Origin of the sequence: Ruminococcus flavefaciens MA2007 (genome assembly GCF_000621845.1) — a bacterium.
Taxonomy (GTDB): Bacteria; Bacillota; Clostridia; order Oscillospirales; family Ruminococcaceae; genus Ruminococcus; species Ruminococcus flavefaciens_E.
In genome coordinates, this window is the sequence record NZ_JHXF01000017.1 from 15444 (window position 1) to 28503 (window position 13060).

Consider the following 13060-nt stretch of genomic DNA (forward strand, 5'->3'; position numbering starts at 1 on the left):
AATATAGTATCAAAAATTATCTCAGGAATTCTCTTCCTCGAACTTCTTCATGAAAGCAACGAGCTTTTCAACGCCCTCGATAGGCATAGCGTTGTAGATAGAAGCTCTCATACCGCCGACAGATCTGTGGCCCTTGAGGTTCTTGAAGCCTGCTGCATCTGACTCAGCAATGAACTTCTTGTCAAGCTCATCATTGCCTGTGATGAACGGAACGTTCATGAGTGAGCGGTCCTTCTTTTCAACTGTGCCCTTGAACATCTTGCTGCTGTCGAGGAAATCATAGAGGATCTTAGCCTTCTTCTCGTTGTGCGCCTTCATGCCCTCAAGGCCGCCCATTTTCTTGATCCACTTGAATACCTTGCCGCATACATAGATGCCATATGTAGGAGGTGTATTGTAGAGAGACTCGTTATCAGCCTGTATCTTCCAGTCCATCATTGTAGGAGTCTGCTTGAATGCAGGACCGTCAGCGATGAGATCCTCACGAACGATGATGATCTGAACGCCTGCAGGACCAACGTTCTTCTGAACGCCGCCGTAGATAACGCCGTACTTCTTTACGTCAACAGGCTCTGAAAGGAAGCATGAGCTTACGTCAGCAACCAGCTCGTGGCCCTTTGTGTTGGGGAGCTCCCAGAACTTTGTACCGTAGATAGTGTTGTTCTCGCAGATGTAAACATAGTCAACATCTTCGGGAATATCAAGGTCTGAGCAATCAGGGATATAAGAGAATGTCTTGTCAGCAGAAGAAGCGACTCTTACTACCTCGCCGTACTTCTCAGCTTCAGCAGCAGCCTTCTTAGCCCACTGACCTGTGATGATGTAAGCAGCCTTGCCCTTCTTCATAAGGTTCATAGGAACCTCTGCGAACTGAAGATTTGCGCCGCCCTGTACGAAGATCACCTTGTAGTTGTCAGGGATATTCATAAGGTCGCGGAGATCCTTCTCTGCTTCCTTGATTATCTCATCATAAACCTTTGAACGGTGGGACATCTCCATAACGGACATACCGCAGCCCTTGTAATCCATCATTTCCTCTGCACATTCCTTGAGAACTTCCTCAGGGAGAACAGCAGGACCTGCACTGAAGTTGTAAACTCTGCTCATGTTAAAAACCTCCAAGTTATATATTATAAAAATAAGAAGTATTTGCAATACAATATAAATTATACTCCTTTGTTCAAAATATGTCAATATATAAAGCCGAAATTTTTGCGGAGCAGGCAATATTCGTCAAAAGCCATAAAAATAGGTAGGGCAAATCTGTTTTTAGTAGCTTTTAGAGCTTTTTTTACAAAAAAATACGGCAGGGGAGCACTCCTGCCGCTTTGATGTCAAATAAATTATTCCACAAAAAAGGACAGCCGAAGCTGTCCTTAATGCGTATTTACGGTAATTTCCACTCGTCGCAGAGCTTGTGGATAGCCTCGGTGAGCTGGCGCATATCCGCATTCGTCCTGCCGTCGGAGTCCCTGATAAGAGCCGCAAGGCGGTCTGACGCTGCAACGAGGTCGCTGTAGGTGATGTTGAAGTTTGCGCTGTTGCGCTTCTTTGGTATCGGGATAGGCTCGGCGTCGATAGTTACCACATTTTCGGCAATATCGAACTCCGCGCCGCTGTAGGGAACGTATACCTCTGCGCCCAGCTCATCGCGGAGCTTCTGTGCAAAGCTCTCAGAGCCTGTTGCCTCGCCGTGATTGATGAAGAAGCGCTGCACTCCCTTGACGGACTTAGCCCACGCAAGGAGTCCGTTCATATCTGCGTGACCGCTGATACCGGGGAGCTTTGTTATCCTTGCGGCTACCTTTACGGTCTCGCCGAAGAGCTTTACGCGCTTTGCGCCGTCGACAAGGGCGCGTCCAAGGGTATTTCCTGCCTGATATCCCACGAAAAGAATGGTATTCTCTTTTCTCCAGAGGTTATGCTTGAGGTGGTGCTTGATACGTCCTGCCTCGCACATACCGCTGGCGGAGATGATTACCTTTGGACGGGGATCGTCGTTGATAGCACGGGAGTCGTCACTGCTGACAGTCCTGATAAGGTCGTCGAAGCTGATAGGATTTATGCCCTGACGGACAAAGGAGAGAGCCTCCTCGTCGTAGCAGCTCTCACGGTTGCTGATGAATATATCCGTAGCCTCATTGGCAAGAGGACTGTCCACGTAAACGGGGAAGCCGTCGTGTCTTGTGACAAGTCCCTCCGCCTTGATATGGCGGATAAAGTAAAGCATTTCCTGAGTTCTGCCCACTGCAAATGATGGGATTATGACGCTGCCGCCGCGGTCAAAGGTCTCCTGCAGAACACGGGCAAGAGAAGCTGTGTAGTCCGTGGGACGGTCGTGTATGCGGTTTCCATAGGTGGACTCCATAACCACGTAATCTGCGGATTCGATGTACTGCGGATCGCGGATAAGGGGCTGGTAAGTGTTGCCGATATCGCCCGAAAAAGCAATAGTCTTGGAGATGCCGTTCTCGGTTATGGTGAGGAGTATGCTTGACGAGCCCAGAAGATGACCTGCGTCGCGGAAGAGAACCTTTATGCCCTCGCATACCTCGAATTTCTGCTCATAGCGGTGCGGAACGAAAAGCTCGATAGCTCCGATAGCGTCGTCCATAGTGTAGAGGGGCTCGTAGTCGGGCTCGCCGCGTCTTGCAGCCTTACGGCTTCGCCATTCCGCTTCAAATTCCTGAATGTGCGCACTGTCTCGGAGCATTACGGAGCAGAGGTTTGTGGTAGCCTCCGTAGCGTGTATCTCGCCCTGAAAGCCGCCTGCATAGAGCAGTGGGAGCAGTCCCGAATGGTCAATATGTGCGTGAGTAAGGAGAACAAAGTCGATATTGGACGGAGATACAGGTACCTGAACGTTCTCGAATATGTCCTCGCCCTGCTGCATACCGAAGTCCACAAGGAACTTCTTGCCGCAGGCTTCTATATAGGTACAGCTGCCCGTAACTTCATGGGTAGCGCCGATAAAAGTCATTTTCATGTGGTTTCCTCCCTGTTCAGATCAAAATCATGCTTTGTAGGATTTTGATTTAACTTGTAGGGAACGCCGCCCTCGGCGTTCCAATGTAGGGGCTGATGCCCACATCAGCCCGATTTTATTTGCTATTTAACGGGGCGATGTGGGCATCGCCCCCCTACATATAGTTTTGGGTTGGCGGACTCCCAATGGGCGTCCCTTAACGGGCGGATAATATCCGCCCCTGCAAATTCATATAAGCGGAACGCCGAGGGCGGCGTTCCCTACATATATTATAACACATTTCTGCGCTGATGTCTATAATAAAACTGTGAAAAATGCCAGAAATTCAAATGTGCCAAATCAGAGATTTAATGTTTAACGATAAATTTTTATCGTGTAAACTGTACAACAGGGAGCTCCCAGAACCTGCCTTTTTATGTTTAAACATACAATATTTAATGATAAACGATAAAAAACCATTGACAAACATTAACTGACGTGGTATCATGTAATCACAGACAGGGAGAGCTCCCACGAAAAAACAGAAAAGGAGAATCATTATGGAAAACGAAAAACTTAATTCTAAGATCAAAAACATCAGCAGGATATCTGTAGTCGGACTGATAGCATATATCGGAATTGCGGCATACGCCATGTTTCCTTCGGCAAAAAAGGGCTTCATTGACGGCTGGAACTCTGTCGACGACGGATCTGATATAGCAGTATGGGAGGCATTGCTTGGAGTTGTCTGCGCTGTTGCAATGCTGACGGCTCTTGTTATTACAATAGTGGCAGGCTTGCAGCTTCTATTCGGCATGAGCCGCGGAGCTTCGCCTTTTACGGAAAAGGTCAGCAAAGCTATAAAGAATATGGGCGTGAGCCTTATGGTCTATGAGGTCACAAGAGCAGGATTCTATTATCTTTCCGAGGGGACTGTCGAAATAGGTATGCTGTGGCTGGCAGGACTGGTTCTGTACGCATTCTCGCTGGTATTCCGCTACGGAACGGTATTGCAGAAGGAGTCAGATGAAACTCTCTGAGCAGAAAGGACGTGAGTCTATGGATAAAAAACAGCTTACGCGTAAAATACAGCGTATAAGCCGCATAAGCCTTATAGCTATGGTGGCTTACGGAGCGCTGAATATCTTTGGTATGCTTTCGGGCTCGGAAATACGAAAGGACTACACACTGCATATCGACCATCATAACTTCCATGTAACCGATATCATCTATCTTGCAGCGTTTCTGGCGATATTCTTTTCGGTTGTGGCTGGCTTTGTCACGGCTTTTATGCTGCTGAACGAGCTGGGCAGGAGAAGAACTCCGTTCACGCGTAAAATAAGCAATTTGCTGCGGAATTTAGGCGCTTACATGATAATAATTGAGATAGGGAAGATAATATGCATATTCATTGCGGCAAGGGAGATAAGGGTAGACCTTTTCTGGTTCGCAGGACTGGTGCTCTACGCATTTTCGCTGGTATTCCGATACGGCAAGGACTTGCAGAAGCTTTCTGACGAGACCTTATAAGAACAAAGGAGAGATAAATATGATAAATAAAAATATATCAATAATAAAAAACAGCAGTCTTGTGATAATGATATTATCGGTTTTGGGAGCAATTTCAAGCGTATCGGCAGGAGTATGGTATTATAATAACACAAAATCCTGCGAAAACATGAAAAATATCCTCGCAAAGAATATAGTATCATATTGTTTATATGCCGCAATACTTATTCTCGCTGCACTGATTTTCTTCAGGATATTCAGAAGCGGCAGACCTTTTACACGCGGTAATGTATGGGCTGTCAGAGGTATAGCAGGCGTTTTTCTCGTAAAAGCCATGCTCCCTACGTTTTTTCAGCTCAGTGAGCTCGGGATACTGAAAACAGGAGTTATGGGCACAGGTTCCATATTCATAGCAGTTCTTTTCCTGTTCTTTGCGGAGATAATGCGCTACGGCAATCTTTTGCAGACCGAGTCTGACGAAACTCTGTGAGGTGAGGGGATATGTCCATAATTCTGAGACTTGACCGCGTAATGGCTGACCGGAAAATGAGCCTGAACGAGCTTAGTGAACGTGTTGGGGTAAGCAATGTTAATCTTTCAAAGCTCAAAACAGGCAAGGTCAGCGCCATACGCTTTTCAACACTGAATGCTATATGCAAGACGCTGGGCTGTCAGCCGGGAGATATACTGGAATTTATAGATGACGAACCATAATTTTGCTGTGCAAAATTATGGTTCAGTTGAGAGTTGAGAATGTAGGGGGCGATGCCTACATCGCCCCGTTGAGGTTAAATGTATTTTGACGGGCTGATGTGGGCATCAGCCCCTACATTTCATAGTTTCTGAGTGATTTCTGGTTTATTTGACTAAAAAAGTGTCGAATTTTTGTAGCAACCGATACTTGAAACTTTTCCTTCTCTGTGCTATAATAGTTTATGAACTTTTTTTGAACGAGGAGGCGAAGCTATGATAGCAGGTATCATCGACAGCACTAATAAGGCTGGATTCTGGGAAAAGACCATAGGCGAGGAATTTGAATACACCATAGCTTCCGATGTGAACGGACTGAAAAAATGTGACATAATTCTTGTGTCCGAGGAATACTGCGGCGGAGCCATAGGCACGGTCATCGCCGATATCCAGACATATGAACGCTTCAGGGACGTCCCTGTGGCGGCTGTTACTTCGGAGTGCAGCTGCGAGAATCAGGAGATACTTTTAGGCATGGGCTTTGACGACGTGGTAAGACTGCCTATCAGCGGACAGCTGCTTATCCGCAGACTTCGCGGTATTGCGGCGGTATCTCTGCGCGAGAGCTCTGAGCACATGATGAATATTGACAACATTATGGAGATAAACGACGGCGATTCGGGAGCATACTGCGTCCGTTCCGTTGATTTCACCAATATATTCCGATTTGTACTGCGAGTTCTTGAGCGTACACAGAAGAATGCACAGATGCTTGTAATGAAGCTTGACCACATCGGAGACAAAACGCCTGCGGAGAACAGGCAGACCATGAGCATACTTGCCGAATCGGTGCGTAAATGTTTAAGACGAGGCGATATGTCGTCGGTATGCGGTGACGACAGGGTAGTTATACTTCTCATCGGTGCAGATGACGAGGGCGGACACCTTGTTGCAAGCCGAATAGTCAGCAGCTTCTACAGCAAGTGCGCTGACGACAGCTATGAGCTGAGCTATGATATAAGGGAAGTTCGTACAACTACATAAGCGCAGAGCCGCGAGGATTTTTCCTTGCGGCTTTTTTGTTATTAGAACTAAGAGCTAAGAACACGTTAAAATGATGAATGATACTCTGTAGGGGAGGGCACCCTCGCCCTCCCGTTAATTACGCTGCAAATAATATTTGTAGGGGACGGCGTCCTCGACGTCCCGAGGGATACGGTGAAATTAAATGGGCGGCGAAACGCCGCCCCTACATGGTAACTTTTTTGTCAAATTGTAACTTGATATTCTTGGCGGCTTGCTGTATAATAAAGAAAAAGTAGGGGCAGATATTATCCGCCCGTGTAAATACGCCGTAAGCGATATGCGATGAACGGTTTTGATAAGAGTGAGCGAGTTTGCGAGCGGCAGCGCGGACGCAGTCGAGCCGGCTCAGCTCGGAAGGGAGTCAATGATATGGATAACAGAAGGATATTTGCATTTTTCTCGGCGGCTGTGCTCGCTTCGGCAGTTTTCGGCGGCTGTACCGACCATAATTCGGGTTATTCGGAAAAAACGCAGTCCGTTACTACCACCGCTGTGGAGATACAGGACTGGACTATCAAAACTCCCGAGACTACCAAGGCTTCGACTACGACAAAAAAAGCAAAAACTACAAAGACTACGGCGAAAAAACAGCAGAACCAGAAGAAAACCACCACTACTGAGGCTCTTGCCGAGACGACCACGACTTCCGTATTCGGGCTTGATGACGGCACTTATGTTGAGTACCACTTCCGCAGCAGGAAGCTCCTCAACGAGCACTTCGAGAAGCACGGCGGAGAGTTCAGCAAGGACTTCGACAAAAGCTACAGCACCGCTGCTGAATACGAAAAAGGCGCCAGCGATGTCATAAACAACAGCGAGGCGCTTCACAAGACCGAAGCCGAGGACGGCGACGGAGTTTACTATATCGAGGATACCAACGAGTTCGTTATTCTTTCCAAGGACGGCTATATCAGGACTTATTTCCGTCCAAACGGCGGCAAGAAATATTATGACAGGCAATGAGTTTTGAGCATATAAAGGAAAAAGGGATACATTCCGAATGGAACATATCCCTTTTGCTTTGTGTGTTATGTTAAATCTTACTTAACGATGAATTTGTCGATCTCTTTAAGGAATGCATCTGCATTGTCTGTGTGTGCGTTGAGCTGGATGGGTTTAGAGAGGTCGAGGCTGAAGATACCCATGATAGACTTAGCGTCAATAGCGTATCTGCCGGAAACAAGGTCAATATCGAAGTCGTACTTCATAACTATATTGACGAATTCCTTTACGTCGTTGATTGCCTGAAGATTAACAGTTGTTTTAGTCATGCTTAATACCTCCTGTTTGTTGTGTTTTTGCTCGTTTATTTCTTTTTCTGCGGCTTTTCCAATTCCGCAATACCATAATAACATTAAAAGCATATAGTGTCAAGGAGTTTGACACATTTTCGTCAATTTGGTATAATTGATTGAGTAAGAGAGAGTTATTTTTTAGTTATTAAGTGTGCATAAATTACGAGGTGTATTTTTGTGCATATTTTATATAACTGATTACGCACAAATTACTGTTAAATACGTCAAAAAGGAACAAACTATGTATAAAATTAATTTTATAACATTCGGCTGCAAGGTGAACCACTACGAGACAGAGTGCATGAAATCGCTGTTTCGTGAGGCTTCCTATGAGATAACGGAGGAAATATCCGAAGCCGATGCTGTCGTGATAAACTCTTGTACCGTGACTTCCTCGGGAGACAGCCGTGCATTGGCGGCTCTGCGAAAGACAAGGGCGGCTCTGCCTGATGCGGTCATAGCCCTGACAGGCTGCTATCCGCAGGCTAACCGCGAGGAGGCGGCGAAGCTCTCCGAGGCGGACATTATCGCAGGCACCAAGTCCAGAGCCCATATCGTGGAGCTGGTAGGGGACTGCCTTGAGAACCGCACCCGTATCGTGGAGCTGTCGGACTACAGCGCCGAGGATATATTCGAGCCCCTGAAATGCACCCGTTTTGACAGCAATACAAGGGCGTTCGTGAAGATACAGGACGGCTGCAACCAGTTCTGCTCATACTGCATGATACCCTTTGCAAGGGGGCGCTGCCGCTCGAAGCCTGTTGATGTGCTCCGTGAGGAGATAGGCGCTATCGCGGAAAACGGCGTTAAGGAGATAGTCCTGTCTGGCATAAACCTTGCCTTTTACGGCAGGGAATGGGGACTTGACCTTGCGGACGCCGCGGAGCTCTGCGCAGAAACAGAGGGCATAGAGCGCATAAGGCTCGGCTCGCTGGAGCCCGAGATGATGTCGGAGGAGCTTCTCAGGCGGCTGAAAGCCCTGCCCCAGTTCTGTCACCAGTTCCATTTGTCCCTGCAAAGCGGCTGCGAACGCACCCTTAAAGCCATGAACCGCAAGTACACCGCCGAGGAGTACCTTGCTCTTACAGAGCGCATACGGAGCATTTTTCCCGACTGCTCATTCACTACGGACGTAATGGTGGGATTTCCGCAGGAGACTGAGGCTGACCATGCCGAGTCCGTGGAGTTCATACGCAGGATAGGCTTCGCAAAGGTTCATGTGTTCCGATATTCGCGGAGAAAGGGTACAAGAGCCGACAAAATGGACGGACAGGTTCCCGAGAGCGTCAAGACTCTCCGCTGGCAGGAGATGACTGCGGCGGCAGACGAAACAAGGGAGAAATATCTTAGCTCGTTGGTAGGCAAAACAGTCCCGGTGCTGTTTGAACGTGAAAATTCTACAGAATTTCACCGCGGATACGCACCCGACTATACATTAATAAAAATTTCTCGAAAAAATCCAGAAAAAAGTTTGCGTAATCGGATAATTAGTGTTATAATAGAGAAGTATGGTCACGACTGCTGCATTGGCAGCGCAGTGTCTGACGTTTGAATGCGGAATGCGGAATCAGGGATTAGAGCAGAGCCTGTACACTTTTGAATGTAGGGGGCGATGCCTACATCGCCCCGAGCATTACGATTTTCTTATGGACGGGCTGATGTGGGCATCAGCCCCTACAGTTCGTTCCGGCATATTTCATTGCTAATTACGCATTACGCATTATGAATTAAATTGAAGGGAGACTGAATTATGTCCGTATTCAGAATTTACGTTGAAAAGAAGCCTGAATTTGCAGTTGAAGCTCAGTCCGTGCTCAGCGATATAAAAACTGCGCTCAGACTTAACATTTCGGGAGTCCGTATCCTCAACAGATACGACGCAGACAAGCTCAGCGAGGAGGATTTCAAGGCTGCTATAAGCACCGTTTTCTCAGAGCCTGCCGTTGACGTTGTTTACGACGAGCTCCCACCTGTATCAGAGACAGACCGCGTTTTTGCCGTTGAGTACCTCCCCGGTCAGTTCGACCAGAGAGCCGACAGCTGCGAGCAGTGTATACAGATACTCCGTCAGGGAGAGCGCTGCCGCGTGAGAAACGCAAGGATATACATAATCTCGGGTATCATCAGCGACGAGGACTTCGCTAAGCTCAAGTCCTACATCATCAACCCCGTTGAGAGCCGTGAGGCTTCACTTGAGACTGTCAAGACTCTCGATACAAACTATGATATCCCAACTACAGTAGAGGAGCTGGAGGGCTTCATCAACCTCAATGCATACGGTCTCCACGCTTTCGTTGACAAGTTCGGCCTTGCCATGGACTATGACGATATCAAGTTCTGTCAGGATTATTTCCGCAACGAGGAGAAGCGCAACCCCACTATCACCGAGATACGCATGATAGATACCTACTGGTCTGACCACTGCCGTCATACCACATTCCTCACCAATGTAGAAAACGTAAAGATTGATACTCCTTATATAAAAGATACATACGATATGTATGTGAATGTCCGCAAGGAGCTGGGCAGAACGGACAAGCCCATGACTCTTATGGACCTTGCTACCCTTGCAGCCAAGAAGCTGAAGGCTGACGGAAAGCTCCCCGACCTCGACGAGAGCGAGGAGATAAACGCTTGTTCCGTAAAGATAAAGGTGGACATAGACGGTCAGCTCGAGGACTGGATACTCATGTTCAAGAACGAGACTCACAACCACCCGACTGAGATAGAGCCTTTCGGCGGTGCTGCTACCTGTCTGGGCGGCGCTATCCGCGATCCGCTTTCGGGACGTTCTTACGTATATCAGGCTATGCGTGTAACAGGTGCGGCTAATCCTCTTGTTCCTGTTGAAGATACTATCGCAGGCAAGCTCCCACAGAGAAAGATCACTCTCGGAGCTGCCAACGGCTACAGCTCATACGGCAACCAGATAGGTCTTGCTACAGGTCATGTTGCAGAGGTATACCACCCTGGCTATGTTGCTAAGCGTATGGAGATAGGCGCAGTTCTCGGAGCTGCTCCTGCCGAGAATATCCGCAGAGAAAGACCTGTTCCGGGAGATATCGTTATCCTTCTCGGCGGCAAGACAGGTCGCGACGGCTGCGGCGGAGCTACAGGCTCGTCCAAGTCACACACACTTGAATCCCTCGAGCACTGCGGCGCAGAGGTACAGAAGGGTAATCCTCCCGAGGAGAGAAAGCTCCAGAGACTGTTCCGCAATCCAGAGGTAACTAAGATGATAAAGCGCTGCAACGACTTCGGTGCAGGCGGCGTTTCAGTTGCTATCGGCGAGCTGACAGACGGTCTCGTTATCAACCTCAATGCAGTTCCCAAGAAGTACGACGGTCTCGACGGTACCGAGATCGCTATTTCCGAGTCTCAGGAGAGAATGGCTGTTGTCATAGCTCCCGAGGATAAGGACAAGTTCATGGAGGAGGCTGCAAAGGAGAACCTTGAAGCTACCCTCGTTGCCGATGTTGTAGAGGAGCCAAGACTCAAAATGGTATGGAACGGCAACACTATCGTTGACCTTTCAAGAGAGTTCCTCAACTCAAACGGCGCTCCCAAGTATACAGACATAGAGGTAGAAGCTCCTGCATTCGTGGCTGATGATGATATCGCAGACAGCGCAGATTCATGGACTCAGCTCATGTCAAACCTCAATGTATGCTCACAGAAGGGACTTATAGAGAAGTTCGACTCCACTATCGGCGCAGGCACAGTCCTCATGCCTTTCGGCGGAGTATACCAGATGTCTCCCTCACAGGCTATGGCTGCAAAGATTCCTGTGCTTGAGGGTGAGACCAATACCTGCTCGCTCATGGGCTGGGGCTATAACCCCGATATATCCGAGAAATCTCCTTACCACGGCTCAATGCTGGCTGTTATCGAGTCTATCGCTAAGGTAGTTGCCGCAGGCGGTACCTACAAGAAGTGCTGGCTCACCTTCCAGGAGTATTTCGAGAGAACTCAGAACGATCCAAAGCGCTGGGGCAAGCCAATGGCTGCACTTCTCGGCGCATTCAGGGCTCAGCTTGAAATTGGCTGCGGCTCTATCGGCGGAAAGGACTCAATGTCGGGTACTTTCGAGAATATCGACGTTCCTCCTACACTGGTTTCATTCGCAGTTTCCACTGCTACGGCAGACAAGGTAGTTTCCACAGAGTTCAAGGGCTCGGGCAATACAGTCATCTCTATCGTTCCCGAGTACGACGAGAACGGACTTCCAAAGTGGGACAGCATCAAGGCTTGCTTCGACAAGGTAGAGCAGATAATCAAGGACGACCGCGCAAATGCTATCTGGACTATCGGCTACGGCGGATTTGCAGAGGGTATCGCAAAGATGTGCTTCGGCAACAAGATAGGCTTCGAGTTCACAACAAGACTCAGCGCTAAGGAGCTCTACAAGCCATGCTACGGCGCATTCATCATCGAGCTCAAGGGCGACGCAAAGAGCGGCGAGAACATCATCGGTAAAACTGTTTCCGATTACAAGATACTCTCTATGGACTATACTGTCAGCCTTGACAACCTCCAGAGAGTATGGGAGGCTAAGCTTGAGCCTGTATTCCCGTGCCGCATAAAGACTACAGATACAACTCCCCAGACATATTCTTCACCTAACCGCATTCAGCTTTCAGCTTCTACAAAGATAGCAAAGCCGAGAGTCCTTATCCCTGTATTCCCCGGCACAAACTGCGAGTACGATACTGCAAGAGCCTTTGAAAAGGCAGGCGCCAAGGCTGAGGTAGTCGTTATCAGAAACCTCTCCGCTGGAGATATCGAGGAGAGCGTAAGATACTTCGAGAGCGCAGTAAGACGTTCCGAGATAGTTATGATACCGGGCGGATTCAGCGGCGGTGACGAGCCCGAGGGAAGCGGCAAGTTCATTACAGCATTCTTCCGCAACCCCAAGATAAAGGACGCAGTTCACGACCTCTTAAAGAACCGCGACGGTCTTATGCTAGGTATCTGCAACGGATTCCAGGCTCTTATCAAGCTGGGACTCGTTCCATACGGTGAGATAATCGACATGGCTGACGACGCACCTACGCTTACATTCAATACCATAAACCGCCACCAGTCCATGATGGTAAATACACGTATCGCCTCCAACAAGAGCCCATGGCTCTATGGCTGTGAGGTAGGCGATATCCATACAGTTGCTATCTCACACGGTGAGGGACGCTTCGTAGCTCCTGCAAGTCTCATTCAGCAGCTTGCAAACAACGGTCAGATAGCTACACAGTACGTTGACCTTGACGGCAACCCAACAATGGATATACGCTATAACCCCAATACCTCTATCGAGGCTATCGAGGGTATCACTTCTCCCGACGGACGTGTATTCGGTAAAATGGGACACTCAGAGCGTAAGGGTAGCTATATCTGTAAGAACGTTCAGGGTGAAAAAGACCAGAAGATATTCGAGAGCGGCGTTAAATACTTCACATGATGAAAAAAGGACAGCTTCGGCTGTCCTTTTTTAGCCCTTAGCCTGTAGGGGACGCCGCCC

General features: G+C 48.4%; 11 protein-coding genes. 8 read left to right on the forward strand and 3 right to left on the reverse strand.

The annotated features are described in order from the left end of the window. Nucleotides 1–21: 21 nt before the first annotated feature. Entirely contained in the window at nt 22–1107 is a 1086-nt protein-coding gene (gene serC / locus T497_RS0109255) for a 3-phosphoserine/phosphohydroxythreonine transaminase (RefSeq protein WP_028515367.1), read from the reverse strand. Nucleotides 1108–1387: 280 nt separating this feature from the next. Further along, nucleotides 1388–2986 (reverse strand): MBL fold metallo-hydrolase RNA specificity domain-containing protein, encoded by a 1599-nt coding sequence (locus T497_RS0109260; RefSeq protein ID WP_028515368.1) that lies wholly within the window; start codon nt 2984–2986, stop codon nt 1388–1390. Between the two features lie 539 nt (nt 2987–3525). On the opposite strand from T497_RS0109260, the gene T497_RS0109265 reads away from it, so the two are divergent. The 6 genes from T497_RS0109265 (at nt 3526) to T497_RS16430 (ending at nt 7213) form a co-directional block, all read left to right on the forward strand. After that, the gene (locus T497_RS0109265; protein ID WP_028515369.1) at nt 3526–4005 is read left to right on the forward strand and encodes a DUF2975 domain-containing protein; all 480 of its coding nucleotides are present in this window, start codon (nt 3526–3528) and stop codon (nt 4003–4005) included. A 19-nt stretch (nt 4006–4024) separates the two neighbouring features. Continuing rightward, on the forward strand, nt 4025–4495 hold the full coding sequence (locus tag T497_RS0109270) for a hypothetical protein (protein WP_155266885.1): 471 nt from the start codon (nt 4025–4027) through the stop codon (nt 4493–4495). A 19-nt stretch (nt 4496–4514) separates the two neighbouring features. After that, nucleotides 4515–4964, forward strand: coding sequence for a DUF2975 domain-containing protein (locus T497_RS0109275; protein WP_028515371.1), 450 nt, complete (start codon nt 4515–4517; stop codon nt 4962–4964). 11 nt (nt 4965–4975) lie between these two features. After that, nucleotides 4976–5188: a helix-turn-helix domain-containing protein gene (locus tag T497_RS0109280; RefSeq protein ID WP_028515372.1), complete on the forward strand. Its 213-nt coding sequence runs from the start codon at nt 4976–4978 to the stop codon at nt 5186–5188. Nucleotides 5189–5440: 252 nt separating this feature from the next. Next, entirely contained in the window at nt 5441–6208 is a 768-nt protein-coding gene (locus T497_RS0109285) for a hypothetical protein (RefSeq protein ID WP_028515373.1), read from the forward strand. 411 nt (nt 6209–6619) lie between these two features. Next, nucleotides 6620–7213 (forward strand): hypothetical protein, encoded by a 594-nt coding sequence (locus T497_RS16430; RefSeq protein ID WP_051530604.1) that lies wholly within the window; start codon nt 6620–6622, stop codon nt 7211–7213. A 77-nt stretch (nt 7214–7290) separates the two neighbouring features. Here the strand turns inward: T497_RS16430 and T497_RS0109295 are convergent, their stop codons facing one another. Beyond that, on the reverse strand, nt 7291–7521 hold the full coding sequence (locus T497_RS0109295; RefSeq protein ID WP_024860854.1) for an HPr family phosphocarrier protein: 231 nt from the start codon (nt 7519–7521) through the stop codon (nt 7291–7293). Nucleotides 7522–7786: 265 nt separating this feature from the next. On the opposite strand from T497_RS0109295, the gene mtaB reads away from it, so the two are divergent. Beyond that, nucleotides 7787–9097 carry a tRNA (N(6)-L-threonylcarbamoyladenosine(37)-C(2))-methylthiotransferase MtaB gene (gene mtaB, locus T497_RS0109300; protein WP_028515374.1) on the forward strand — a complete coding sequence of 437 codons (1311 nt, stop codon included), beginning with the start codon at nt 7787–7789 and terminating at the stop codon, nt 9095–9097. 198 nt (nt 9098–9295) lie between these two features. Beyond that, the gene (locus tag T497_RS0109305) at nt 9296–13000 is read left to right on the forward strand and encodes a phosphoribosylformylglycinamidine synthase (protein ID WP_028515375.1); all 3705 of its coding nucleotides are present in this window, start codon (nt 9296–9298) and stop codon (nt 12998–13000) included. Nucleotides 13001–13060: the final 60 nt, after the last annotated feature.